Source organism: Mycobacterium sp. DBP42 (assembly GCF_005924235.1).
Lineage (GTDB): Bacteria > Actinomycetota > Actinomycetes > Mycobacteriales > Mycobacteriaceae > Mycobacterium > Mycobacterium syngnathidarum.
In genome coordinates, this window is sequence record NZ_VCMY01000048.1 from 19,208 (window position 1) to 41,575 (window position 22,368).

Annotated in this window: 27 protein-coding genes; 19 read left to right on the forward strand and 8 right to left on the reverse strand. The window is 67.9% G+C overall.

What is annotated here, in order from left to right; all coding sequences use genetic code 11:
* Nucleotides 1-88 precede the first annotated feature (88 nt).
* Complete coding sequence (locus E0T84_RS27525; protein ID WP_070945911.1) at nucleotides 89-469, reverse strand: nitroreductase family deazaflavin-dependent oxidoreductase; 381 nt, start codon at nucleotides 467-469, stop codon at nucleotides 89-91.
* A gap of 57 nt (nucleotides 470-526) precedes the next feature.
* Between E0T84_RS27525 and E0T84_RS27530 the strand changes: the two genes are divergently transcribed.
* The 8 genes from E0T84_RS27530 to E0T84_RS27565 all read left to right on the forward strand — a co-directional run bounded on the left by E0T84_RS27530 (nucleotide 527) and on the right by E0T84_RS27565 (nucleotide 8,372).
* Nucleotides 527-913: a nitroreductase/quinone reductase family protein gene (locus E0T84_RS27530; RefSeq protein WP_138746061.1), complete on the forward strand. Its 387-nt coding sequence runs from the start codon at nucleotides 527-529 to the stop codon at nucleotides 911-913.
* A 57-nt stretch (nucleotides 914-970) separates the two neighbouring features.
* On the forward strand, nucleotides 971-2,281 hold the full coding sequence (gene hemL / locus E0T84_RS27535; RefSeq protein WP_138746062.1) for a glutamate-1-semialdehyde 2,1-aminomutase: 1,311 nt from the start codon (nucleotides 971-973) through the stop codon (nucleotides 2,279-2,281).
* Entirely contained in the window at nucleotides 2,278-2,907 is a 630-nt protein-coding gene (locus tag E0T84_RS27540; protein ID WP_070186781.1) for a histidine phosphatase family protein, read from the forward strand. Before hemL ends, E0T84_RS27540 begins: the two co-directional genes overlap by 4 nt.
* Nucleotides 2,908-3,531, forward strand: coding sequence for a TlpA disulfide reductase family protein (locus tag E0T84_RS27545; protein WP_075910275.1), 624 nt, complete (start codon nucleotides 2,908-2,910; stop codon nucleotides 3,529-3,531).
* Complete coding sequence (locus E0T84_RS27550; protein ID WP_070945915.1) at nucleotides 3,528-4,307, forward strand: cytochrome c biogenesis CcdA family protein; 780 nt, start codon at nucleotides 3,528-3,530, stop codon at nucleotides 4,305-4,307. Before E0T84_RS27545 ends, E0T84_RS27550 begins: the two co-directional genes overlap by 4 nt.
* Nucleotides 4,308-4,387: 80 nt before the next feature.
* A complete protein-coding gene (locus tag E0T84_RS27555; RefSeq protein ID WP_171055202.1) occupies nucleotides 4,388-5,956 on the forward strand; it encodes a cytochrome c biogenesis protein ResB in 1,569 nt (522 codons plus the stop codon).
* Nucleotides 5,953-6,951 carry a c-type cytochrome biogenesis protein CcsB gene (ccsB, locus tag E0T84_RS27560; protein ID WP_070186784.1) on the forward strand — a complete coding sequence of 333 codons (999 nt, stop codon included), beginning with the start codon at nucleotides 5,953-5,955 and terminating at the stop codon, nucleotides 6,949-6,951. The genes E0T84_RS27555 and ccsB overlap by 4 nt, the downstream gene beginning before the upstream one ends.
* Nucleotides 6,952-7,064: 113 nt before the next feature.
* Nucleotides 7,065-8,372 carry a MinD/ParA family protein gene (locus E0T84_RS27565; RefSeq protein WP_138746064.1) on the forward strand — a complete coding sequence of 436 codons (1,308 nt, stop codon included), beginning with the start codon at nucleotides 7,065-7,067 and terminating at the stop codon, nucleotides 8,370-8,372.
* Nucleotides 8,373-8,378: 6 nt separating this feature from the next.
* Here E0T84_RS27565 and E0T84_RS31990 read toward each other — a convergent pair whose 3' ends face one another.
* Nucleotides 8,379-8,540, reverse strand: coding sequence for a hypothetical protein (locus E0T84_RS31990; RefSeq protein ID WP_165617812.1), 162 nt, complete (start codon nucleotides 8,538-8,540; stop codon nucleotides 8,379-8,381).
* Between the two features lie 75 nt (nucleotides 8,541-8,615).
* Between E0T84_RS31990 and E0T84_RS27570 the strand changes: the two genes are divergently transcribed.
* Entirely contained in the window at nucleotides 8,616-8,897 is a 282-nt protein-coding gene (locus tag E0T84_RS27570) for a DUF4229 domain-containing protein (protein WP_070945919.1), read from the forward strand.
* Nucleotides 8,898-8,936: 39 nt separating this feature from the next.
* Here the strand turns inward: E0T84_RS27570 and E0T84_RS27575 are convergent, their stop codons facing one another.
* Nucleotides 8,937-10,286 (reverse strand): MFS transporter, encoded by a 1,350-nt coding sequence (locus tag E0T84_RS27575; RefSeq protein WP_138746065.1) that lies wholly within the window; start codon nucleotides 10,284-10,286, stop codon nucleotides 8,937-8,939.
* Between the two features lie 144 nt (nucleotides 10,287-10,430).
* Here E0T84_RS27575 and E0T84_RS27580 point away from each other — a divergent pair, with 144 nt between their 5' ends.
* Together E0T84_RS27580 and E0T84_RS27585 are read left to right on the forward strand one after the other, a co-directional pair.
* Nucleotides 10,431-10,646 carry a helix-turn-helix domain-containing protein gene (locus tag E0T84_RS27580; RefSeq protein WP_138746066.1) on the forward strand — a complete coding sequence of 72 codons (216 nt, stop codon included), beginning with the start codon at nucleotides 10,431-10,433 and terminating at the stop codon, nucleotides 10,644-10,646.
* A gap of 1 nt (nucleotide 10,647) precedes the next feature.
* On the forward strand, nucleotides 10,648-11,214 hold the full coding sequence (locus E0T84_RS27585) for a Clp protease N-terminal domain-containing protein (RefSeq protein ID WP_138746067.1): 567 nt from the start codon (nucleotides 10,648-10,650) through the stop codon (nucleotides 11,212-11,214).
* Between the two features lie 69 nt (nucleotides 11,215-11,283).
* On the opposite strand, the gene E0T84_RS27590 is transcribed toward E0T84_RS27585, so the two are convergent.
* On the reverse strand, nucleotides 11,284-12,153 hold the full coding sequence (locus E0T84_RS27590; protein WP_138746068.1) for a 1,4-dihydroxy-2-naphthoate polyprenyltransferase: 870 nt from the start codon (nucleotides 12,151-12,153) through the stop codon (nucleotides 11,284-11,286).
* A gap of 59 nt (nucleotides 12,154-12,212) precedes the next feature.
* On the opposite strand from E0T84_RS27590, the gene E0T84_RS27595 reads away from it, so the two are divergent.
* Genes E0T84_RS27595 through E0T84_RS27610 form a run of 4 tightly spaced genes read left to right on the forward strand, consistent with a single transcriptional unit; the run spans nucleotide 12,213 to nucleotide 15,478 of the window.
* A complete protein-coding gene (locus tag E0T84_RS27595; protein WP_075910273.1) occupies nucleotides 12,213-12,488 on the forward strand; it encodes a hypothetical protein in 276 nt (91 codons plus the stop codon).
* 6 nt (nucleotides 12,489-12,494) lie between these two features.
* The gene (locus tag E0T84_RS27600; RefSeq protein WP_138746069.1) at nucleotides 12,495-13,271 is read left to right on the forward strand and encodes an S-methyl-5'-thioadenosine phosphorylase; all 777 of its coding nucleotides are present in this window, start codon (nucleotides 12,495-12,497) and stop codon (nucleotides 13,269-13,271) included.
* Nucleotides 13,268-14,299 carry an NAD(P)-dependent oxidoreductase gene (locus E0T84_RS27605; RefSeq protein WP_138746070.1) on the forward strand — a complete coding sequence of 344 codons (1,032 nt, stop codon included), beginning with the start codon at nucleotides 13,268-13,270 and terminating at the stop codon, nucleotides 14,297-14,299. The genes E0T84_RS27600 and E0T84_RS27605 overlap by 4 nt, the downstream gene beginning before the upstream one ends.
* A 51-nt stretch (nucleotides 14,300-14,350) precedes the next feature.
* Nucleotides 14,351-15,478, forward strand: coding sequence for a nitronate monooxygenase family protein (locus E0T84_RS27610; RefSeq protein WP_138746071.1), 1,128 nt, complete (start codon nucleotides 14,351-14,353; stop codon nucleotides 15,476-15,478).
* A gap of 14 nt (nucleotides 15,479-15,492) precedes the next feature.
* Here the strand turns inward: E0T84_RS27610 and E0T84_RS27615 are convergent, their stop codons facing one another.
* Together E0T84_RS27615 and E0T84_RS27620 are read right to left on the reverse strand one after the other, a co-directional pair.
* Entirely contained in the window at nucleotides 15,493-16,515 is a 1,023-nt protein-coding gene (locus tag E0T84_RS27615; protein ID WP_138746072.1) for a cell wall metabolism sensor histidine kinase WalK, read from the reverse strand.
* Nucleotides 16,502-17,191, reverse strand: coding sequence for a response regulator transcription factor (locus E0T84_RS27620; protein WP_075910270.1), 690 nt, complete (start codon nucleotides 17,189-17,191; stop codon nucleotides 16,502-16,504). Before E0T84_RS27620 ends, E0T84_RS27615 begins: the two co-directional genes overlap by 14 nt.
* A gap of 105 nt (nucleotides 17,192-17,296) precedes the next feature.
* On the opposite strand from E0T84_RS27620, the gene E0T84_RS27625 reads away from it, so the two are divergent.
* From E0T84_RS27625 to E0T84_RS27640, 4 genes are read left to right on the forward strand one after another with little or no spacing between them, the layout of a single operon-like run.
* Nucleotides 17,297-17,959 (forward strand): glycosyltransferase family 2 protein, encoded by a 663-nt coding sequence (locus E0T84_RS27625; protein ID WP_138746073.1) that lies wholly within the window; start codon nucleotides 17,297-17,299, stop codon nucleotides 17,957-17,959.
* Entirely contained in the window at nucleotides 17,956-18,621 is a 666-nt protein-coding gene (locus tag E0T84_RS27630; protein WP_138746074.1) for a DUF2064 domain-containing protein, read from the forward strand. Before E0T84_RS27625 ends, E0T84_RS27630 begins: the two co-directional genes overlap by 4 nt.
* A gap of 1 nt (nucleotide 18,622) precedes the next feature.
* A complete protein-coding gene (locus E0T84_RS27635; protein WP_070186794.1) occupies nucleotides 18,623-19,252 on the forward strand; it encodes a methyltransferase domain-containing protein in 630 nt (209 codons plus the stop codon).
* Nucleotides 19,249-20,364 (forward strand): molybdopterin-dependent oxidoreductase, encoded by a 1,116-nt coding sequence (locus E0T84_RS27640; protein ID WP_070186795.1) that lies wholly within the window; start codon nucleotides 19,249-19,251, stop codon nucleotides 20,362-20,364. The genes E0T84_RS27635 and E0T84_RS27640 overlap by 4 nt, the downstream gene beginning before the upstream one ends.
* A gap of 389 nt (nucleotides 20,365-20,753) precedes the next feature.
* Here the strand turns inward: E0T84_RS27640 and E0T84_RS27650 are convergent, their stop codons facing one another.
* Together E0T84_RS27650 and E0T84_RS27655 are read right to left on the reverse strand one after the other, a co-directional pair.
* Nucleotides 20,754-22,109 (reverse strand): hypothetical protein, encoded by a 1,356-nt coding sequence (locus E0T84_RS27650; protein WP_138746075.1) that lies wholly within the window; start codon nucleotides 22,107-22,109, stop codon nucleotides 20,754-20,756.
* Nucleotides 22,110-22,246: 137 nt separating this feature from the next.
* Nucleotides 22,247-22,368, reverse strand: a 122-nt coding sequence (locus E0T84_RS27655) for a DUF5078 domain-containing protein (protein WP_138746076.1), incomplete at its 5' end; no start/stop codon positions are given.

Sequence of the window (22,368 nt, forward strand, 5' to 3'; positions counted from 1 at the left end):
CGCCCGTGCCAGGCGAGTACCCGTTTGCCGTAACGCTGGAACGCGGCCTGACGCGATACGCCGAGCACCTCGCCGACGCCACCGTGGGTCAGACCCGCCGCAACAGCACCGCCTGTTCGACCGGCACCCGCTCGAAGACACGACGCACCCGACCCTTCACATGAACGGCCGCCTCGGCTTTGGACACCACCCGCGGGTCGGTGAGCTGGATGGTTCTGCCGCGCCTGCGCATCTGGGCCCCGCCGGCTGCGGTGATGTTCTTGAGCCAGTCCCGGTTCGGGCCGTAGGTGAGCAGAATCGCGACGCCCTCGTCGGTGCTGAACACCGACAGCGGCGTGCGGTAGCGGCCGCCGGACTTGCGGCCGACGTGTTCGAGGATGCCGTACAGGGGCGCCCATCCGGCCCAGAGTTTCTGGATGGGGTTGGTGACATACCTGTTGAGCCGAGCCAGCCATTGTGGGAGTTGCATGCCCAATGATGCGACGTTGGGCTGGCGCGGTGGGTGATATGTGCCGAGACTGGGGCCATGGCCTACCTCAAGCCCCCGTGGTTCGTTCAGAAGGTGTTCAACCGGATCGCGATGGCCACGGGCATCGGGCACAGCCAGACGCTGACCGTCACCACGCGGGTCAGCAAACAGCCCCAGCAGATTCCTGTCGTGGTCCCCGAGGTCGACGGGGTCAAGTACCTGGTGTCCACCCGGGGCGAATCGGAATGGGTGCGCAACATCCGGGCCAACCCGAGGGTCACGTTGGGCAAATCGAGCTACCTGGCGGCCGAGGTTCCGGTGGCGCAACGGGCACCGATCATCGCCGCCTACCGTCCGCTGGCCGGCAAGGTGGTGGAGGGTTACTTCCGTGACCTGCCCGACGACGCCGACCATCCGGTGTTCGAGCTGACGCCCGCTGAGTGACCGCGCCCACTACACCCTGTAGTTGATTGATTTGCACCGGCTGGGACACTGGTGGCCATGCCTGTGGACAAAACGCAGACTCCGCGATCGGCCGAACTGTTCGCCGACGCCTGCGCAGTCATCCCCGGTGGGGTGAACTCTCCGGTGCGTGCCTTCAACTCTGTCGGCGGCACCCCCAGGTTCATCACCTCGGCCAACGGTTACTGGCTCACCGACGCTGATGGCAACCGGTATGTCGACCTGGTCTGCTCGTGGGGTCCGATGCTGCTGGGTCACGCGCACCCGGCGGTGGTGGAGGCCGTGCAGAAGGTGGCAGCCGACGGGCTGAGCTTCGGCGCCCCGACCCCCTCGGAGACCGAGTTGGCCGCCGAGATCATCGACCGCGTCGCCCCCGTCGAGCGGCTGCGTCTGGTGAACTCCGGCACCGAGGCCACCATGAGCGCCATCCGGCTGGCCCGCGGTTACACCGGCCGCGCCAAGATCATCAAGTTCTCCGGCTGCTACCACGGGCACAGCGACGCGCTGTTGGCCGACGCCGGTTCGGGGGTGGCCACACTGGGTCTGCCGTCCTCGCCCGGTGTCACCGGCGCCGCCGCGGCCGACACCATCGTGCTGCCGTACAACAACGCCGAAGCACTCGAAGAGGTCTTCGGCCGGTTCGGTGACGAGATTGCTTGTGTCATCAGCGAAGCCAGCCCGGGAAACATGGGCACGGTGGCGCCGCTGCCCGGTTTCAACGCGGCGCTGCGCCGGATCACCGCGGCCCACGGCGCGCTGCTGATTCTCGACGAGGTGATGACGGGCTTCCGGGTGAGCCGGGCCGGTTGGTACGGCCTGGATCCCGTCGACGCCGACATCTTCACGTTCGGCAAGGTGATGAGCGGTGGCCTGCCCGCCGCGGCGTTCGGCGGCAGTGCCGAGGTGATGGGGCGGCTGGCCCCGTTGGGGCCCGTCTACCAGGCCGGCACCTTGTCGGGTAATCCGGTGGCGATGGCCGCCGGGCTGGCCACGTTGCGCCACGCCGACGACGCCGCGTACGCCCGGTTGGATGCCAACGCCGACCGCTTGGCGGGCCTGCTCACCGGCGCGCTCACCGACGCCGGGGTGGCCCACCGCGTGCAGCGCGCGGGCAACATGCTCAGCGTGTTCTTCACCGACGAGCAGGTCGACGATTTCGCCGCGGCCAAGGCGACCGAAACCTGGCGATTCCCGCCGTTTTTCCATGCGCTGTTGGAGGCGGGGGTTTATCCGCCGTGCAGCGCCTTCGAAACCTGGTTTGTCTCAGCGGCTTTGGATGACGAGGCGTTCTCCCGTATCGCCGATGCGCTGCCCGGCGCGGCCCGGGCGGCCGCGGAGGCCCGGCCATGACCGAACGCGGGTCGACCGTCCGGACAACGGTCCACGTGATGCGCCACGGCGAGGTCCACAATCCCGAAAAGGTGCTCTACGGCCGGTTGCCCGGTTATCACCTGTCCGAGCGTGGCCAGGCTCAGGCGCGGGCCGCCGCCGATTGGCTGGCCGACCGTGACGTCGTCCACGTGGTGGCCTCACCGTTGGAGCGGGCGCAGGAAACCGCCGCGCCGATCGCCGAAAGCCATGGGCTGCCGATCTTTACCGATGACGGTCTCATCGAGTCGTGGAACATGTTCGAGGGGGAGCGGGTGGCACCCGGCGACGGTGCCCTGCGCGACCCGAGGAACTGGTCGCGGCTGCGCAACCCCGCCAAGCCGTCTTGGGGTGAGCCCTACGACGAGATCGCTCCCCGGATGATGGCGGCCATGCACCGGGCCCGGGAGAAGGCGGCCGGGCACGAGGCGGTGTGCGTCAGCCACCAGCTTCCGGTCGAGACGCTGCGCCGGGCGATGACGGGGCGCAAGCTCGCCCATCTGCCGTTGCCGCACAGCCGGTTGTGCAATCTGTCCTCGATCACGTCGTTCACCTTCGAAGGCGACAACCTGATCCGATGGGGCTACACGGAGCCCTGGGGAATCTGAATGAGGTCGTCCCTCGCCCGGGTGAGCGCGGCGGTGCTGGCAGGGCTGGTACTGCTCACCGCATGCTCAACGGGTGACGACGCGGTCGCCCAGGGGGGCACCTTCGAGTTCGTCGCTCCCGGCGGCAAGACCGACATCTTCTATGATCCACCCGAAAAGCGCAGCACCCCAGGCGAACTGAGCGGACCTGAACTCACCGACCCGAACAAGACGCTCTCGCTGGAGGATTTCGCCGGCAAGGTCGTGGTGATCAATGTGTGGGGCCAGTGGTGCGGGCCGTGCCGGGCCGAGATCGGTCAGCTGCAGCAGGTGTACGACGCGACGCGTGACAAGGGCGTGGCGTTTCTGGGTATCGATGTGCGGGACAACAATCGTGATGCCGCAGTCGATTTCGTCACCGACCGCAAGGTGTCGTTCCCGTCCATCTACGACCCGGCGATGCGGACCATGATCGCGTTCGGCGGCAAGTACCCGACCACGGTGATCCCGTCGACGGTGGTGCTGGACCGGCAGCACCGGGTGGCCGCGGTGTTCCTGCGGGAGCTGCTGGCCGAGGATCTGCAGCCGGTGGTGGAGCGCCTGGCGGCCGAGTCGGGTGTCGTGCCGGGGGCACCCAAACCATGACCGGGTTTTCTGAGATCGCCGCTGCCGGGCCGGTGCTGCTGGCGCTGGGGGTCAGCGTGCTGGCCGGTTTGGTGTCGTTCGCCTCGCCGTGCGTGGTGCCGCTGGTGCCCGGTTACCTGTCCTATCTGGCCGCGGTGGTCGGGGTCGATGAGTCCGACGCCGCCTCGGGGGTGATCGGCGTCAAGACCGCGCGCCTGCGCGTGGCCGGGGCGGCCGCGTTGTTCGTCGCAGGGTTCACCGTGGTGTTCCTGCTCGGCGCGGTGGCAGTGCTGGGGATGACCACCACGCTGATCGTCAATCAGGTTCTGCTGCAACGCATCGGCGGTGTGGTCACGATCGTGATGGGCCTGGTGTTCGTGGGCTTCATCCCGGCGCTGCAACGTCAGGCCCGGTTCGCGCCGCGGCAGTGGTCGACGATGGCGGGGGCGCCGCTGCTGGGCGGGGTGTTCGCGCTGGGCTGGACGCCGTGCCTGGGCCCGACGCTGACCGGGGTGATCGCCGTGGCCTCGGCCACCGACGGTGCCACCGTGGCGCGCGGGGTGGTGCTGGTGCTGGCGTACTGCTTCGGTCTGGGCATCCCGTTCGTGCTGCTGGCCCTGGGGTCGGCGCGGGCGGTGACGGGTCTGGGCTGGTTGCGCAGGCACACCCGGACCATCCAGATCTTCGGCGGGGTGCTGCTGATCCTGGTGGGTGCCGCACTCGTCACCGGGCTGTGGAACGACTTCGTGTCGTGGGTGCGCGACGCGTTCGTCAGTGATGTGAGGCTGCCGATCTGATGGTCACTTCCGACTCGCGAGCAGACCCAAAACTGCCCAAAAAGCGGCGTTTTGGGGCAGTTTTGGGTCTGCTCGCGGTAATGCGCAACACCTGGCGCACCCTGACATCGATGGGCACCGCGCTGGTGCTGCTGTTCCTGCTCGCGCTCGGTGCGATCCCGGGCGCGTTGTTGCCGCAGCGCAGCCTCAACGAATCCAAGGTCGACGAGTACCTGGCGGCCCATCCCACGCTGGGACCGTGGCTGGACCGGGTGCAGGCGTTCGACGTGTTCTCCAGCTTCTGGTTCACCGCGATCTACGTGCTGCTGTTCATTTCCCTGGTGGGCTGCCTGACACCGCGGATGATCGAGCATTTCCGCAGCCTGCGGGCGGTACCCGTGCCGGCGCCGCGCAACCTGGGCCGGCTGCCGAAACAACATGCCGAGCGGGTGAGTGCCGACGCCGGCGAGATCGCCGAGACCGTGGCCCGTCGGCTCAAGGGCTGGCGCACGGTCACCAGGCAGACCGACGCCGGCACCGAGATCTCGGCGGAGAAGGGCTATCTGCGGGAGTTCGGCAACATCGTTTTCCACTTCTCGCTGCTGGGCCTGCTGGTGGCGGTGGCCGCCGGCAAGTTGTTCGGCTACGAGGGCAACGTCATCGTCATCGCCGACGGCGGCCCCGGGTTCTGTACCGCGTCCCCGGCCGCCTTCGACTCGTTCCGGGCCGGCAACACGGTCGACGGCACCTCGCTGAGTCCGATCTGTCTGCGCGTCAACGACTTCGATGCGCACTATCTGCCCACCGGGCAGGCGTTGTCGTTCGCCGCCGACATCGACTACCAGTCCGGCGAAGATCTGGCCGCCAACACCTGGCGGTCCTACCGCCTGGAGGTCAACCATCCGCTGCGGATCGGCGGGGACCGGGTGTATCTGCAGGGACACGGCTATGCGCCGTCGTTCACCGTGACATTCCCCGATGGCCAGCAGCGCAGTCAGACCATCCAATGGCGCCCCGAGGAGCAGATGACCTTGCTGTCCTCCGGTGTCGTGCGCATTGACCCGCCGGCGGGCACGTATCCCGACGCCGACGAGCGTCGCAAGCACCAGATCGCGATCCAGGGCCTGTTCGCGCCGACGAAGGAGCTCGAGGGCACGCTGTTGTCGTCGAGGTTCCCGGCGCTCGACGACCCGGCTGTGGCGGTCGACATCTACCGCGGTGACACCGGCCTGGACACCGGCCGACCGCAGTCGCTGTTCTCTCTCGATCCCCGGTTGATCGATCGCAAGCAGCTGAACAAGGTGGCCCGGGTGAACCTGGTGGCCGGTGAAGAGACGAGGCTCGACCCCGGTCCTGGGCCTGGCACCAAAGTCCGGTTCGACGGTGCCGTCCCGTTCGTCAACCTGCAGGTCTCGCACGACCCGGCCCAGGTGTGGGTGCTGGTGTTCGCGATGTCGATGATGGCCGGGTTGCTGGTGTCGCTGGTGGTGCGCAGGCGCCGGATCTGGGTTCGGATCCAGCCTGGGGCTGCAGGTACGGTGAACGTCGAGCTGGGCGGGCTGGCCCGTACCGACAACTCCGGTTGGGGCGATGAGTTCGAGAAGCTGACCGCGCGGGTGTTGCAGGGGTACGACAACGCGCCGGCGGTAGAAGAGAAGGCGGAGCAGTGAATACCGAGCACATCGACATCGGACTGGCCAGGTACTCCGACTGGGCGTTCACGTCGTCGGTGGTCGTCCTGGTCGGGGCGCTGATCCTGCTGGCCGTCGAACTGGCGTACAGCCGCGGCCGACGGGTCGATGAGCGCTCGCGCGAAGAGCAAATGGCTGGAGCATCCGTCCTCATCGGCGCCACCGTCGGCGCCGACAGCGCCACCCCCGGCGTCGTCGCCGAGGCGCCCCGACGGTCGTTCGACGAGCGCGTCGGCAAGACCGGCCTGGCGCTGACCTATGTCGGTATCGGCATGTTGTTGCTGTGCATCGTGCTGCGCGGTTTGGCCACCTCGCGGGTGCCGTGGGGCAACATGTACGAGTTCATCAACCTGACCAGCTTCTGCGGCCTGGTCGCGGCGGCGGTGGTGCTGCGCAAGCCGCAGTACCGCGCGCTGTGGGTGTTCGTCCTGGTTCCGGTGTTGATCCTGCTGACCGTGTCCGGACGCTGGCTGTACTCCAACGCCGCCCCGGTGATGCCCGCGCTGCAGTCCTACTGGCTGCCCATCCACGTGTCGGTGGTGAGCCTCGGTTCCGGGGTGTTCCTGGTGGCCGGGGTGGCCAGCATCCTGTTCCTGCTCAAGATGTCGCCGCTGGCCGAGCGTGACAACGGCTTCGGACGCGTCCTTCAGCGCCTGCCCGACGCGCAGACGCTGGACCGGATCGCGTACCGCACCACGATCTTCGCGTTCCCGATCTTCGGTTTCGGCGTGATCTTCGGCGCGATCTGGGCCGAGGAGGCCTGGGGCCGGTACTGGGGCTGGGACCCCAAGGAGACGGTGTCGTTCATCGCGTGGGTGGTGTATGCGGCGTATCTGCATGCTCGCTCGACCGCGGGTTGGCGGGACCGCAAGTCGGCTTGGATCAACGTCGTGGGTTTTGTCGCGATGGTCTTCAACTTGTTCTTCATCAACCTGGTGACGGTTGGCCTGCACTCGTACGCGGGGGTTGGCTAGGTACCGTCAGCTTGGTGAGATAGCCGTGTGTCGCGAGGTGGCGGCGCGGTGGTGGTCCGGCCGGAAGTGTGTGGAAAAGAGGGGATTTCGTGTCCGAGCCAGTATCTGAGCCAATGTCTGAGCCGTCCGGCACGCAGGAGGCTGTCTCGCCGGACAGTGGTGAGCCGTCGACGGACGCTCCCGTCGCCGAGCCGACGGTGACCCATCAGGCTGCCCCGCCCGCGGTCGATCTGCCTCCCGTGCCGTCGGTTTTCGCCCCGGTGCCCGGGTTCCGCAGTCAGCAGCGGTTCAGCAATCCCGCCGAGCCGGGGGTCTCCACACCGCTGCCTGCGGAATGGACCGCTCCGACGCCGCCGCAAGGTGTCCCGGTGATCACCGCCCCGTCGGTGCCGGGGAACTTCCCGGCACCGGTCGCCGCGAACTTTCCCGGGCCGGTCGCGGGATCCTTCGCCCCGCCCGCTCCTGGGGTTCATGCCGAGGCCTACCGCGACCTGTCCACCGACGCGCTGCTCGGCCAACGCAAGAACCCGCCCACCTCGGGCTGGCGCAAGGCGCTGTATGTGGCGTCTTTCAAACAGGTCAACGTGGGTGAGAGCCCCAAGATCACGCATCGCAACAACTTGATCGCCGAGGTCAGCCAGCCCTTGCAGGGCTGTTACCGGATCGCGTTGATGTCGCTCAAGGGCGGCGTGGGCAAGACCACGATCACCGCGACACTGGGAGCCACGTTCGCCTCGATCCGTGGTGACCGGGTGGTTGCGGTGGACGCCAACCCCGATCGGGGCACGCTGAGCCAGAAGGTGCCACTGGAGACGGCTGCGACGGTGCGCCACCTGTTGCGCGACGCCGAAGGCATCGAGCGCTACAGCGACGTGCGGGCGTACACCTCCCAGGGGCCGAGCCGGCTGGAGGTGCTGGCTTCCGAGAGCGACCCGGCGGTGTCGGAGGCGTTCAGCTCGGACGACTATCTGCGCGCACTCGAGGTGCTCGAGCGGTTCTACAGCCTGGTCCTCACCGACTGCGGGACGGGGTTGATGCACTCGGCGATGTCGGCGGTGCTGTCCAAGGCCGATGTGCTGGTCGTGATCAGCTCGGGTTCGGTGGACGGGGCGCGGAGTGCGTCGGCCACGCTGGACTGGCTGGACGCGCACGGGCATCAGGATCTGGTGCGTAATTCCATCGCCGTGATCAACGCGGTACGGCCACGGTCGGGCAAGGTGGATCTGTCCAAAGTGGTGGATCACTTCTCCCGGCGCTGCCGGGCGGTGCGGCTGGTGCCGTTCGATCCGCATCTGGAGGAGGGGGCAGAGATCAGCCTGGATCGCCTCAAGCCGGGCACCCGCGAGGCTCTGATCGAGCTGGCCGCGGTGGTGGCGTCAGACTTCGCCGGAGCGCGCCGGTCTACCGACTCGCGCACCTGAGCCAGGCTAGCCGCGCGGGTTGTCGCCGTGCCCGAGCCGACGCAGGAATTCGGGATCGTCGTCAGGACCGATCACACGGGTCTTGGGTCGACCGCCAGAAACCCGCGCCAGCCGCCAGCCGATATACACCAGGCTTGCTGCGGCAATGAGCAGGAGTAGATACGCCACTCGAAACCTCCTTGACCCGAATATACGCGCCGTCGGTAGGCTCGGAGCGTGTCAGGAAGTGGTTCGACCTCCCGGATGGTCGTCGATGTCGTGGTCTATCTCATCGCCCGGCTCGTGCTGGTCGCTGTGCTGACTGCGGCGATCTACGGCGTGGGGAGTCTGGTCGTGGCGGATTTCCCGGTCGTGGTGGCGTTGTTGTTCGCCATCGTGATCGCGCTGCCGGTGGGTATCTGGTTGTTCCGTCCGCTGCGTGAGCGGGCGACGGCCTCGATTGCCGTGGTCGACGAGCGGCGACGCAAGGACCGCGAGCAACTGCAGGCGCGGTTGCGCGGCGACCAGCCCCCGGCCGAGCACTGACGGGAAAATCCTTAGAGCGCAGCGAATTTCACGGTTGTGCTACCGGACGAAGGCTGAGCCCTTCTCCTGGTCCAGGTAGGTTTCGGCCTTGTTCCTGAGGAAGAACACGTACACCGCGAGTGACAGTGCGATGCACACTGTGACGTAGACGATGAACCACGGCACGAGGTCGCGGTCTTTGAGGGCCTGGTAGATCACCGGAGCGGTGCCACCGAACATCGAATTTGCCATTGCGTAGCCGACTCCTACGCCGAGGGCGCGCACGTGCGAGGGGAACAACTCGGATTTCACCAGGGCGTTGATCGAGGTGTATCCGGTCAGGATCACGTATGCGACGGCAACCAGCAGGAACGACAAGATCGGTGAATGTGTCTGGGGCAGATAGGTGAACAGGAAAAAGGTGTAGATCACCCCGCCGATGCCGAACCACACCAGCAGCGGTTTACGGCCCACCTTGTCACTGATCATCCCGCCCACGGGCTGGATCGCCATCAAGAAGATCAGCCCGATCAGGTTGACCCAGGTGGCCGTCATCGCCTGGTCTTTGTAGGTGGTCTTGACGATGGCCGGGGCGTTGACGCTGTAGGCGTAGAACGCCAGGGTGCCGCCCATCGTGATCAGGAAGCACAGCAGCAGCGGCCGCCAATAGCGGGTGAGCAGTTCGGCCACCGACCCCGAGCTGGTGTCCTTGCCCAGCTTGATCGCTTCGAGTTGTTCGGGGGACAGCGATTCGTCCATGGTGCGGCGCAACCAGAACACCACGATCGCGGCCACACCGCCGATGGCGAAGCCGATGCGCCAACCGAATTCATGTACCTGCTCGGTGCTGAACGTGGTGAGGATGATCAACAGGGTGAACTGCGCGAGTACGTGACCACCGACGAGCGTCACGTACTGGAATGAGGAGAAGAAGCCGCGCCGTTCCCGGGTGGCGGCCTCGGACATGTAGGTGGCCGAGGTGCCGTACTCGCCGCCGGTCGCGAAGCCCTGCACCAGCCGGCACAGGATCAGGATGACCGGCGCTGCGACACCGATGGTTTCGCGCGAGGGCACCACCGCGATCACCAGGGAGCACAGCGCCATCAGCGAGACGCTGACGGTCAGCGCGGCGCGGCGTCCGCGCCGGTCGGCGAAGCGGCCGAAGAACCACGAGCCGATCGGGCGGGTGAGGAAGGTGACCGCGAAGATCGCGTACACGTAGACAGTGGCGTTCTTGTCGGCCTTGTCGAAGAACTGCGCTTCGAAGTAGGTGGCGAACACCGTGTAGACGTAGACGTCGTACCACTCGACGAGATTGCCCGACGACCCCCTGATGGTGTTCCAGATGGCGCGGCGGGTTTGGGCGCGGCCCGACGGCGCGGGCTGATGCGCCTCGGCGGTGGTCGTCATGCGCATCCCCCAGGTGGTCGGCGTTGCAGGCCGACGGCCACGTTAATGCAATACCCCGGATGCCGGGGGCGGGATGAGAGGCGTGGTCGCCGTGGGATGTCAACTCTCCTTGACAGCTCTCGGCTGTCAACTTACCTTGACAACATGAGCGATCTCGATGTGCTGATCACCGATGGGGTCACCAGCTCGGACCCCGCCGCCGGCCTGCGGGCGGTGCGGGCGTTGCAGCGGTTGCAGGAGCGGCTGGAGGCGATTCACGTGGCCAATGCTCGCGAGCAGGGCTGGAGCTGGCAGGCGATCGCCGATGCCCTGGAGGTCAGCCGTCAGGCCGTGCATCAGAAGCACAATCGAAGGGGATGACATGTTCGAACGGTTCAGTCGTCACGCGCGTGTTGCGGTGGTTCTGGCCCAGGAGGAGGCACGCGAACTGGCGGCCAACGACATCCGGCCCGAACACATCTTGGTCGGGGTGTTGCAGAGTTCCGGCCGCGAATTGTCGGCCCTGCTGGCGGGTTTCGGCCTGACATCTGATGCGGTGCGGGCCGAGTTGGTGTCTGCCGACGCCCCCGTGGACGAAGCGTTCGACGACGACGCGGAGGCCTTGCAGTCGATCGGAATCGACCTGCGGGCCGTCCGGGCCAACATCGACCGCACCTTCGGCGCAGGCGCATTCGACAACGCGCTGCGCAGCACCGGCCGGCGCCGCCGGCGCCGCGGGCACCTCCCGTTCACCAAACCCGCCAAGAAGGTGTTGGAGTTGGCGCTGCGGGAGTCTGTGGCGCACAAGGACGGTTACATCGGATGCGAGCACATCCTGCTGGGAATCCTGCGCGGTGCCGACGAGCGGGCAGTCGGCCTGATCACCGAGCACGTCGGTGCCGGTGAGTTGCGCAACGGCGTCGTCGGACTCCTCGACAACGCCGCGTAGGCGCAAGCCCGACGCGGCGATTTCTGCGTCCGGGTCGTGGATGTCGAACGGCGGCGACCCAGCGGCAAGTCAGGCCAGGAACAACGCCAGCGAGACCGTAACCGCCCACACCAGCATGGTCAGGCCGGTGTCGCGCAGCACCGGGATCAGCTGGGCGCCGGTGCTGCCGTTGCGCACCGGTCGCAGCGCCCGCACCGCCGGTGCGACTGCGAGCAGGCCGACCGCACACCACGGGGTGGCCGCCATCAGTACCAGGGGCAGCACCAGGGCCACGCCGACCAGCAGTTGATACAGCCGCCGGGTGCGGGCGTCACCGAGGCGCACCGCGAGGGTGATCTTCCCGGATTCGGTGTCGGTGGGGATGTCGCGCAGGTTGTTGGCCACCAGCACGGCCGAGGACAGCGAGCCCATCGCCACCGCGGCGACCAGCCCGACCCAGTCGATGCGCAGGGCCTGGGTGTATTGCGTGCCCAACACCGCGACGAGGCCGAAGAAAATGAAGACGGCGACTTCTCCCAGGCCCAGGTAGCCGTAGGGCTTCTTGCCGCCGGTGTACAGCCAGGCCCCGGCGATGCACACGGCACCGACTGCGATCAGCCACGGCGCGCTCACCGCCGCCAACGCCAGCCCGGCCACCGCGCCCACCGCCAGGCTCACCACTGCCGCGGTCAGCACCGCCCGCGGCGAGGCCAGTTTGGAACCCACCAGGCGCAATGGGCCGGATCGCACGTCGTCGGTGCCGCGGATGCCGTCGGAGTAGTCGTTGGCGTAGTTCACCCCGATGATCAATGCGAGCGATACGGCCAGCGCCAGCAACGCTTTCCACCACACGGCCGAGCCCAGCCAGGCCGCGGCGCCGGTACCGGCGAGCACCGGGGCGACGGCATTGGGCAGGGTGCGGGGACGGGCGCCCTCGATCCATTGCGCGAAACTGGCCACGATCGTCATCGTATGAGCTGACCCGGTGCCGCCTCGCGCGGACTCTTACACTGAGCCTCATGAAGGAGCAGCTCAGCAAGACCGAGATCGGCAAGGACGTGCTGCAGGAATCCGTCGAGGCCGTGGCCTCCACGGTCGGGCAGGTCACCTCGATCATCACCACGGCCGTCAAGGAGGTCGCGACCGCGATCGGTGGCCTGGCCACCGATGTCTTCGAGATCGCCGACGGCGCTCGCAAGGCCAACGAGGATTTCGAGGACTTCGACGACGACCTCGACGTAGCCGCGGACAAGGTGCCTGCGGATCCCGTCAAGCCCCACGACGAGGACGAATAGCACTGCATGCTCGGCGTCATCGGCGGTAGTGGTTTCTATTCGTTCTTCGGGCCGGAGGCCCGCACCGTCGCCGTGGACACCCCTTATGGTGCGCCCAGCGCACCGGTGACGGTGGGCACGGTGGGCGGGCATGAGGTGGCCTTCCTGCCCCGCCACGGGGCGGGCCACGAGTACTCGCCGCACACGGTCCCGTACCGGGCCAACCTGTGGGCGCTGCGCACGCTGGGGGTGCGACGGATCTTCGCCCCGTGTGCGGTCGGCAGTCTGACCACCGACCTGGGGCCGGGTTCGATCGTGGTGCCGGATCAGTTGGTGGACCGCACCCGTGGTCGCGCCGACACCTACTTCGATTCGGGCGGCATCCACGTCAGCTTCGCCGATCCGTACTGTCCGGCACTGCGGTCGGTGGCCGCCGGGCTGCCCGGTGTGGTCGACGGGGCCACCATGGTGGTGATCCAGGGTCCGCGGTTTTCCACCCGCGCGGAGAGCCGGTGGTTCGCCGAGCAGGGTTTCACACTGGTGAACATGACCGGCTATCCCGAGGCCGTGTTGGCACGTGAGCTTGAGATGTGTTACGCGGCAATCGCTTTGGTCACCGATCTGGATGCCGGGATCGAGGCCGGTTCCGGGGTGACGACGGTGGACGTCTTCGCCGAGTTCGAGCGGAACCTGGTGCCGTTCAAGAAGCTCGTGCATGAGGCCGTGGAAGCGGTCGATGCCGAGCGCGCCTGCACGCACTGCCTGGCCCACGACGGTGTGAAGTTGCCGTTCGAGCTGCCGTGAGGGTTCTGCTCACCGGTGCGGCCGGTTTCATCGGCACCCGGGTCGCCACCGCGCTGCGGCAAGCCGGCCACGACGTCGTGGGTGTCGACACCATGTTGGCCGCCGCGCACGGCGAAGGTGCTCAACCGCCGTCCGACTGCCGTCGCGTCGACATCCGTGACCGTGACGCCCTGGCACCCCTGCTCAGGGGTGTCGACGTGGTGTGCCATCAGGCCGCAGTGGTCGGGGCCGGTGTCGACGCCGCCGACGCGCCTGCCTACGGCAGCCACAACGATTACGGCACCACGGTGCTGCTGGCCGAGATGTTCGCGGCAGGCTGTTCGCGGCTGGTGTTGGCCTCGTCGATGGTCGTCTACGGGCAGGGCTCCTACCGGTGCCCGCAGCACGGCCCAGTCGATCCGCTGCCGCGCTCGCGTGCCGATCTGGACGTGGGAGTGTTCGATCACCGGTGCCCGCTCGGTGGCGGGCCGCTGCAATGGGCCTTGGTGGACGAGGCCGCGCCGCTGCGCCCGCGCAGCCTGTACGCGGCGAGCAAGACCGCGCAGGAGCACTACGCCCTGGCTTGGAGCGACGCGGCCGCGGCCTCCGTCGTCGCACTGCGCTACCACAACGTGTACGGGCCGCACATGCCCCGCGACACGCCCTATTCCGGGGTGGCCGCGATTTTCCGGTCCCAGTTGGAATCCGGCAGTGTGCCAAAGGTTTACGAGGATGGTGCGCAGATGCGCGATTTCGTCCACGTCGACGATGTGGCCGCGGCCAACGTCGCGGCGGTGGAGGCCGAGGCTGGGGGTTTCGACGCCTTCAACGTGTGCTCGGGCCGGCCCGTCTCGATCCGCGAGGTGGCCGCGCTGCTCTGTGCGGCCCGGGGCGCCGAGGGCCCGGCCGTCACCGGGCGGTACCGCAGCGGCGATGTCCGCCACATCGTGGCATCTCCCGCGCGGGCTGCCGAGGTGCTGGGTTTCGAGGCCGCGATCGCGCCACGCGAGGGGCTGGCCGAGTTCGCGTTCGCGCCGTTGCGGGACTGATCGGCCGGGGACTGTTGACACCCGTCAAGTTGGCATGCCAATACTGACGGGGTGAAACCCGCCATCTGTGAACAGTTCGGTATCGACTTCCCGCTCTTCGCGTTCAGCCACTGCCGCGACGTGGTCGCCGCCGTCACCAATGCCGGGGGATTCGGCGTGCTCGGTGCCACCGCCTACACCCCTGAACAACTGGACCGGGAGATGTCCTGGATCGACGAGCAGGTCGGCGGAAAACCCTACGGCGCCGACATCATCGTGCCGGCGAAGTTCGAGGGCAAGGGAGAGAACCTGTCCCGCGGTCAACTCACCGACCGCATCCCGGCCGAATACCGTGAGTTCGTTTCGCAGCTGCTCAAAGACCACGGCATCGAGCCGGAGCCCGAACAACGCCTGGGTGGGTCCTCGTTGTCGGGAGACACCGGCCGCGACCTGCTCGACGTGGCCCTGAGCCACCCGATCAAGCTGATCGCCAACGCGCTCGGGGTGCCGCCGGACTACATGATCGACGCGGGCCGCGAACGCGGTGTTCCCGTCGCGGCGTTGGTGGGCGCCCGCGAGCATGCCCTCAAACAGGTGCAGGCCGGAGTGGACCTCATCGTCGCGCAGGGCACCGAGGCCGGCGGACACTGCGGCGAGGTGACGACCATGGTGCTCATTCCCGAGGTTCTCGACGCGCTCCATGACGCAGGCAGCCGGGTTCCGGTGCTGGCCGCGGGCGGCATCGTCACCGGGCGGCAGATGGCGGCCTCGGTGGCGTTGGGCGCCGACGGAGCCTGGACCGGCTCGGTGTGGCTGACCACCGAGGAAGCCGAGACCGCACCGCACACCGTGCAGAAGATGCTCGCGGCGACCTCCAGAGACACCGTGCGCTCCACCGGGCGCACCGGGAAACCGGCGCGCCAGTTGGTCTCCGAGTGGACCGACGCGTGGCAGCCCAACGCCGCGGGACACCAGACCCTGCCGCTGCCGCTGCAGAACATGCTCGCCGAACCGGTCATCCGGCGTATCGATGTGCTTGCCGCGCAGGGGCATCCGGGAGCACAGGCGCTGGCCACCTACTTCGTCGGTCAGGGTGTCGGATTGATGAACAAGGTCAAGCCGGCCCGCGAGGTGGTGCGCGAATTCATCGAGGACTACCTGGCTGCCACCGAACGGCTGAGCACCTCGCTGCCTGACTGAATCGTCGCGCCGCACTAGTCCGCGAGCGGCAACCGCACCTCGAATCGGGCCCCGGTCTCCAGGTTGTGCGCGAAAAGCGATCCGCCGTGGGCGGCCACCAGGCCCGCGGCGATCGCCAGACCCAGGCCCGACCCGCTGGGCAGAGATGAATCCGACCGCGGCACACGGCCATTGGATCCGCGGTAGGCCACGTCGAACACCCGGGGAAGGTCGGCCTGGTCGATGCCGACCCCGGTGTCGTCGACCCGCGCCCACGCGCCGGTGCCGTCGGATCCGACGGTGAGAGTGACGACACCGTCGACGGGTGTGTGCGCGATGGCGTTGGCCACCAGGTTCGACAACACCCGGACCAGGGCGCGATCGCTGCCGACGACCGGTACCGGATTCTCGGGCAGGGTGGCGGTCAGCGTCACACCGGAGCGCTCGGCGGTGATCCGGTGCGCCGCGAGCACGTCGTCGACCACCTCGTCCAGCGCCACCTGTTCCTGCGCGGGCTGCACCGCCCCGGCGTTGATCTTCGACATCTCGAACAGGTCGTCGACCATCTCGGACAGCCGGACCGATTCTTGTTCGATGTGTTTGGCGTGCAACCGGACTTCGTCGTCGGCCACCACGCCGTCGGCGATCGCCTCGGAGACCGCGCGAATTCCGGCCAGCGGGGTGCGCAGGTCGTGGCTGACAAAGGCCACCAACTGTCTGCGTGAACGCTCGGCGGCGCGTTCGGAGTCGCGGATCTCCTGTTCCCACACCATTCGTCGGGCCTGGTAGCGCGCCAGCATCACCGCGGCGGGCAGCGTCACGATCGCCACGATCACCAGCACCACGGCCGTGCGCTCGAACGTCTCGGTGATCATGAAGCCGCTCGCGCCGAGCACTCCGGTGAAGGTGGCCAGTGTCGGGATCAGGATCAGGGCCACCATGCTCACCGCCAGCGACCACGACCGGGCCATCCGGATGACGAGAGCCCCGGCCAGCACCACCGGGATGGAACACGCCAGTGCCCAGCCGATGATCTCCCACAGGTCATGACTCGGCATGAGGCCTTCCGTCCCACAGATAGCCACGGCCCCAGACGGTTTGGACCCGGTGCTGGTCCCCGAGCTTGGCGCGCAGTCGCTTGACGTGCACGGTGACAGTCGACAGGTCACCGAAGTCCCAGCGCCACACCAGCTTCAGCAGGTCCTGGCGGGAGTGGACGGTGTCGGTGTGGGTCAGGAAGAACACCAGCAGGTCGAACTCGCGGTTGGTCAGGCTCACCGGCTGGTCGTGCACCATGACCGAGCGGGACGCGGTAGACACGGTCAGCGCACCGGAGGTGATGGTGGCCGGAGCGGTCGGGTGCGTGCTGTGCGTGCGTCGCAGGATGGAGCGGACCCGCAGGGCGAGTTCGCGGGGGCTGAACGGTTTGGTCAGGTAGTCGTCGGCGCCGGCTTCCAGCCCGGTGATCCGATCGTCTTCCTCGCCGAGGGCGGTCAGCAGGATCACCGGCAGGCGGTAGTCACCGTCGCTGCGCAGATCGCGGCACAGCGACAAGCCGTCGGTGCCGGGCATCATCACGTCGAGCACCGCGGCGTCGATCTGCTCGGTGCGCAGCATTCGCATGGCTTCCGCGCCGTCCCGGGCCACCGACACCTTCATTCCGTCGCGCTCCAGGTAACGGCGCACCACATCGCGCACGACGATGTCGTCGTCGGCGACCAGCACCCGCGTCACAATGCTCGAGGTTAGCCCCGAACGGTCAGCACCAGCGCCTATGTCATGGTTTCGTCACGATTGCCCCATGGCCACCGGCGCCGCGGCGGCCTACCGTCAAGTGGCATGGCTATCGATACCGCTCAGGTCACGGTGGTGCTGCCGTGCCTGAACGAGGCCGAATCGCTGCCGGCGGTGTTGGCCGCGATCCCGGCCGGGTATCAGACCCTGGTGGTCGACAACAACAGCACCGACGGCACCGCCGAGGTGGCGCGCAGGCACGGAGCCGACGTGGTGACCCAAACCCGGCGGGGTTACGGCGCGGCAGTGCACGCCGGCGTCCTGGCGGCCGGCACACCCGTGGTGGCGGTGCTCGATGCCGACGGATCACTGGATCCCGGTGAGCTGCCCGCACTGGTCGGCGAGTTGGACCGGGGCGCCGACATGGCGACCGGTCGGCGCAGGCCGGCGCGGGGCCTACGGTGGCCATGGCACGCCCGGCTCGGTACCGCGGCGGTCTGCTGGCGACTGCGCCGACGCCACGGTCTGCCGGTGCATGACATCGCGCCGATGCGCGTGGCCCGCCGTGACGCGTTGCTTGCCCTCGAGGTCGCCGACCGGCGGTCAGGGTATCCGCTGGAGCTGCTGCTACGTGCGGCTCAGTCGAATTGGCGGGTGGTCGAGCGCGACGTGGCGTACGGACCGCGTACCGGTGGCAAGTCCAAGGTGAGCGGGTCGTTGCGCGGCAGTGTCATTGCGGCGCTGGACTTTTGGAAGGCCATCTCATGACGATCCCGGTCTCGGTCCTGGTGGTGGCCAAGGCGCCGGTGCCGGGGCTGGCCAAGACCAGGCTCGCCGCGGCGATCGGAGTCGAGGCGGCAGCGTCGATCGCGGCGGCCGCCCTGCTGGATACTCTCGATGCTGTCGCCGCGGCACCCGTGCAGGCCAGGGTGGTCGCTCTCACCGGTGACCTCGGGTGCGCCCATGCCGGGGACGAGATACGGGAGGCATTGCGGGTTTTCACCGTCATCGGGCAGCGCGGCCGTGACTTCGCCGAGCGGCTGGCCAACGCGCACGTCGATGCCGCGGCCGAGACCGGTCTACCGGTGCTGCAGATCGGCATGGACACCCCCGAGGTCACCGGCCGGCTCATCGAGGATTGTGCGGCCGCGTTGGTCGGTTCCGATGCCGTCCTCGGCATGGCTGCTGACGGTGGCTGGTGGCTTCTGGGCGTGCGGGATCCGGCAACAGCGCGCTGCTTGGTGGACGTGCCGATGTCGCGACCCGATACCGGCGCGATCACTCTGGCGGCGTTGCGCGACACCGGTGTGGCGGTCCGGCAGGTGTGCGTGATGCCCGACGTCGACACGATCGACGATGTCGAGACCGTGCGGCGGATGTGCGCGCCCGACAGCAGGTTCACCGAGGCGACTTTGGCGGCGGGGGTTTGAGGTGCTCGGACATCTCTACGACCGGGCCCTCGGTGGTGAGCGCTGCTGGCTGCGGCACGACGACGGCCGGGTGCATCCCCTGCCGGTCGGCACCTGGCTCGGGGACAGCGACGCGGACCGCGAATTCGACCGGGCGATCGTGATGCTGTGCAACGGACCGACGATCGATCTGGGCTGTGGCCCTGGACGTTTGGTTGCCGATCTGATGCGGCGCGGAGTGCCCGCCCTCGGCATCGATCAGTCTGCCGCTGCGGTCGCACTGGCACGCCGCACCGGAGCGCCCGTGTTGCGCCGCGATGTCTTCGGGCCGCTGCCGGGCACCGGGCGTTGGCAGACGGTGTTGTTGGCCGACGGCAACGTGGGACTGGGCGGTGATCCGTGGCGGGTGCTGCAGCGCGCGGGGGAACTCCTTCGGCGCGGTGGCCATTGCGTTGCCGAATTCGACGCCACTGCACGGGGCGTCAAGGCCTGCTGGGTACGGCTGGAGTCGTCGGGCTCGGTGGGTCCGTGGTTCCGCTGGGCGATCGTCGGCATCGACCATGTCGCGCGGTTGGCCGGCGACGTCGGTCTGATCGTCACCGACATTCATCTGATCGGAGGCCGTGTGGTGGCCACTCTGGTGACGCGGTGAACACGTCCGAGTCGAACGGGCTACGCAGCACGGGGGTTACGGCGCGCGTGGGCTCGGTGCTCGGTCTCGCGGTCGCGACCTGCTTTGTCAGCGGCTTGTGCAGCCATTTCATCCAGCATCCGCAGCCATGGTTTTTCTGGCCGGCCGATCCGGTGTGGCTGTACCGGTTCACTCAAGGCCTGCATGTCATTTCGGGTATCGCGGCGATCCCGTTGGTGGTGGTCAAGCTCTGGTCGGTCTGGCCGAAACTTTTCGAACGACCGCTACTCGGCGGCCCGGTGCGCGCAATGGAACGGTTGTCGATCCTGGTGTTGGTCGGTGCGGTGCTGTTCGAATTGTCCACCGGGTTGTTGAACATTGCCCAGTGGTACGCGTTCCGGTTCTTCTTCACCACCGCGCATTATGCGGTGGCCTATCTGGCGGCCGGCGCGGTACTGGTGCACCTCGCGGTGAAATTGCCGGTGATCCGTCGGGCGCTCGGTGAGCCGATCGACGAGCCGACCGGTGACGTCGCGGTGGGCCAGAGTCGGCGCACGGTGCTGCGCGGCACCTGGCTCGCAGTCGCGGTGGCAACCGTCGCGACCGCCGGCCAGACGGTTCCGCTGTTGCGAGGGGTTTCGGTGTTGGCACCGCGTTCCGGGCGAGGCCCGCAGGGCGTCCCCGTCAATCGGTCGGCCGTCGCGGCTGGGGTGCTGCGCAGTGCTCGCGCACCGGACTACCGGTTGACCGTGACCAACGGCCCGGCGGTCCGCCATTACAGCCTGGCTGAACTTCAGGCGTTGCCGCAGACCACATGTCGCCTGCCGATCGCCTGCGTGGAGGGCTGGAGCGTCGATGCGGAATGGACCGGTGTGATGCTCTCGGAGTTGACCTCCGCGGTCGGTGGTGGACCGGACTCCGACGTGCGGATGGTCTCGCTGGAACCGCCGGGACCGTATTCCCGCACGGTGCTGCCCGCCCGGCATGCCCGCGACAGCGCGACCCTGATCGCGTTGCGGCTCAACGGTGAAACGCTCGACCTCGACCATGGCTATCCATGCCGACTGATCGCCCCGTCGAGACCCGGGGTATTGCAGACGAAGTGGTTGTCGCGAATCGAGGTGGCCGGATGAGCTTGCTGCGGTGGGGAATCGGTCTGGCCGGGCTGACCCTGGTGGGCTACGGTGCGCTGTTGCTTGCCGACAATCCTCCGGTGATCATCGTGCGCATTGCGACCTGGGCGGTGGTCGCGGTCATCGTGCACGACTTCGTCTTCGCCCCGCTCTGCGCTGCTGCGGGTGTCGGCGGCCGCCGGCTGATACCTGCGACGTACCGCGCACCGATCAGTGTGGGAGCCCTGTGCAGCGTGGTGCTGGCATTGCTGGCCGTCCCGGTCTACGACAGACCGGGTATGCGACCCGACAACATGACGGTGCTGGACCGCGACTACCCGCTGGGGCTGGCGATTTCGTTGGGCGCGGTGTGGTTGAGCGTGCTGGTGTACAGTCTGGCGGTGCGGCTGCTACCAGTTCGTCAGGATCGCATGGTTGAGCGCCAGCGCGCCGATCACGTTGAGCGCCAACCACCAGCGGTGCGAGCGTGCCGGCAGCAGTGCCCCTGCCGCTGTCAGCCATACTGTGAACGGCAGCCAGATGCGTTCTGTTTCAGCCTTGCTGAGCATGCTGAGGTCGGCGAAGACGATGGCCAGCAGCGCCGCTGCCAGTAGCAGGTGGACACCGGAACGCTGCCTGAAGGCCTGGCGGTCGAAGACCCGGCCGATGCCCGCTACGCTGCCGATCCCGATGGCACACACCACCGATGCCAGATTCGCCCATGACCAGTATTGGAACGGGCGGTTGTTGGCGATGCCCTGCCAGTAGCGTTCCTGGACCAGGGTGTAGCCGTCGAACCACCAGAACCCGGTGGACCAGAACACCGCGACGACCGCGAGCGCGGCGACCACCGCGCAGGACAGGGCCCGCAGCGCGGTCCGGCGGTCGGCGGCACCGAGCAATACCGCCAGGGCCGGCAACGCCATGAGCGCCAGGCCGTAATTGAGGAAGATGCCCCAGCCCAAGAGCAATCCCGCGGCGGCCGCGACCAACTCAGGCCGGCGCACGCCACCGCGTACGGACAATGCCAGCAGTGCGACACCCCAGGCGGCGACACCTGCGTAGTACCCGTCAGCCGACACCGCGATCCAGATGGCTGTCGGGGCGACCGCGACGAATGGGGCCGCGGACCGGGCAGTGGATTCGTCGGCCAGGGCACGCACCGCCACGATGATTGCGGCGGCCGCGCTCGAACCGACCAGCAGACACAACAGGCCGGCCCAGGCGCCGCCGCCCAGTCCGATTCGGTCCAGCCACACAAACGTCAACAGCGCGCCGGGCGGGTGCCCCGACACGTGGGTGATCCACGAATCGGGCTGGTAGTCGAGGATTCTCGACGAGAAGGTGCGCAGCGCCTCGGGAATGTCGGTGATCGTCGGTACTTGACGTAGGTATTCGTGGCGCGCAGTCAGCCGGCCGGCGAAACCGCGCTGCCAGCCGTCGATCATGGCCAGCGAGAACCCCCACAGACCCGCGGTGGCCCAGGTGAGCAGGGTCAACGCCCGCCACCCGAGTCGCTGCGCCGCCGCCGGGCCCCACCACACCGCGCCGGCGCCGATGAGGATCGCCGGAACGGTGCCCCAGCCGACATGGGCGTTCCACCAGCCGAATATCGGTGCGGTGTCGGCGAAGCTGTGAATCTGCTCCGATGTGCTGTTGATCAGTGGCGTGACGATGCCGAGGTGCAGGTGCGGCACGACGAAGGCCGCCACCACCAGAACGAGGCCGATGGTGACCGCGACAATCTCCCGGCGCCCGATCTGCATGGACCCAAGCCTAGGCGGACCGCATGCCGGCATCGCTGACGTTTCGGTGACGGCGGGCGGTGGACCGCCGAACTTGCGCGGTCCGCGCGGCGCCGTTGGGTCCAACGGCTATCCGTGGACAGAGGCTCCGGCTCGGACTAGTGCCAGTTCCAGACGGACATGTCGTTGGGCGGGTAGTTCTGGCAGACGTCGGTGGTGTTGGCCGCGACGCCTTTGTTGTTGAAGAACAGCTTGGCCCAGTTCGGCCAGCGCCAGGACA

What these genes read in the sequence shown, in the direction of transcription:
- E0T84_RS27525 (WP_070945911.1), bottom strand. Translation starts at nt 469, where the DNA reads ATGCAACTCCCACAATGGCTGGCTCGGCTCAACAGGTATGTCACCAAC.
- E0T84_RS27530 (WP_138746061.1), top strand. Translation starts at nt 527, where the DNA reads ATGGCCTACCTCAAGCCCCCGTGGTTCGTTCAGAAGGTGTTCAACCGG.
- hemL (WP_138746062.1), top strand. Translation starts at nt 971, where the DNA reads ATGCCTGTGGACAAAACGCAGACTCCGCGATCGGCCGAACTGTTCGCC.
- E0T84_RS27540 (WP_070186781.1), top strand. Translation starts at nt 2,278, where the DNA reads ATGACCGAACGCGGGTCGACCGTCCGGACAACGGTCCACGTGATGCGC.
- E0T84_RS27545 (WP_075910275.1), top strand. Translation starts at nt 2,908, where the DNA reads ATGAGGTCGTCCCTCGCCCGGGTGAGCGCGGCGGTGCTGGCAGGGCTG.
- E0T84_RS27550 (WP_070945915.1), top strand. Translation starts at nt 3,528, where the DNA reads ATGACCGGGTTTTCTGAGATCGCCGCTGCCGGGCCGGTGCTGCTGGCG.
- E0T84_RS27555 (WP_171055202.1), top strand. Translation starts at nt 4,388, where the DNA reads ATGCGCAACACCTGGCGCACCCTGACATCGATGGGCACCGCGCTGGTG.
- E0T84_RS27565 (WP_138746064.1), top strand. Translation starts at nt 7,065, where the DNA reads ATGTCTGAGCCGTCCGGCACGCAGGAGGCTGTCTCGCCGGACAGTGGT.
- E0T84_RS27570 (WP_070945919.1), top strand. Translation starts at nt 8,616, where the DNA reads ATGGTCGTCGATGTCGTGGTCTATCTCATCGCCCGGCTCGTGCTGGTC.
- E0T84_RS27575 (WP_138746065.1), bottom strand. Translation starts at nt 10,286, where the DNA reads ATGACGACCACCGCCGAGGCGCATCAGCCCGCGCCGTCGGGCCGCGCC.
- E0T84_RS27580 (WP_138746066.1), top strand. Translation starts at nt 10,431, where the DNA reads ATGAGCGATCTCGATGTGCTGATCACCGATGGGGTCACCAGCTCGGAC.
- E0T84_RS27585 (WP_138746067.1), top strand. Translation starts at nt 10,648, where the DNA reads ATGTTCGAACGGTTCAGTCGTCACGCGCGTGTTGCGGTGGTTCTGGCC.
- E0T84_RS27595 (WP_075910273.1), top strand. Translation starts at nt 12,213, where the DNA reads ATGAAGGAGCAGCTCAGCAAGACCGAGATCGGCAAGGACGTGCTGCAG.
- E0T84_RS27600 (WP_138746069.1), top strand. Translation starts at nt 12,495, where the DNA reads ATGCTCGGCGTCATCGGCGGTAGTGGTTTCTATTCGTTCTTCGGGCCG.
- E0T84_RS27615 (WP_138746072.1), bottom strand. Translation starts at nt 16,515, where the DNA reads ATGCCGAGTCATGACCTGTGGGAGATCATCGGCTGGGCACTGGCGTGT.
- E0T84_RS27625 (WP_138746073.1), top strand. Translation starts at nt 17,297, where the DNA reads ATGGCTATCGATACCGCTCAGGTCACGGTGGTGCTGCCGTGCCTGAAC.
- E0T84_RS27630 (WP_138746074.1), top strand. Translation starts at nt 17,956, where the DNA reads ATGACGATCCCGGTCTCGGTCCTGGTGGTGGCCAAGGCGCCGGTGCCG.
- E0T84_RS27650 (WP_138746075.1), bottom strand. Translation starts at nt 22,109, where the DNA reads ATGCAGATCGGGCGCCGGGAGATTGTCGCGGTCACCATCGGCCTCGTT.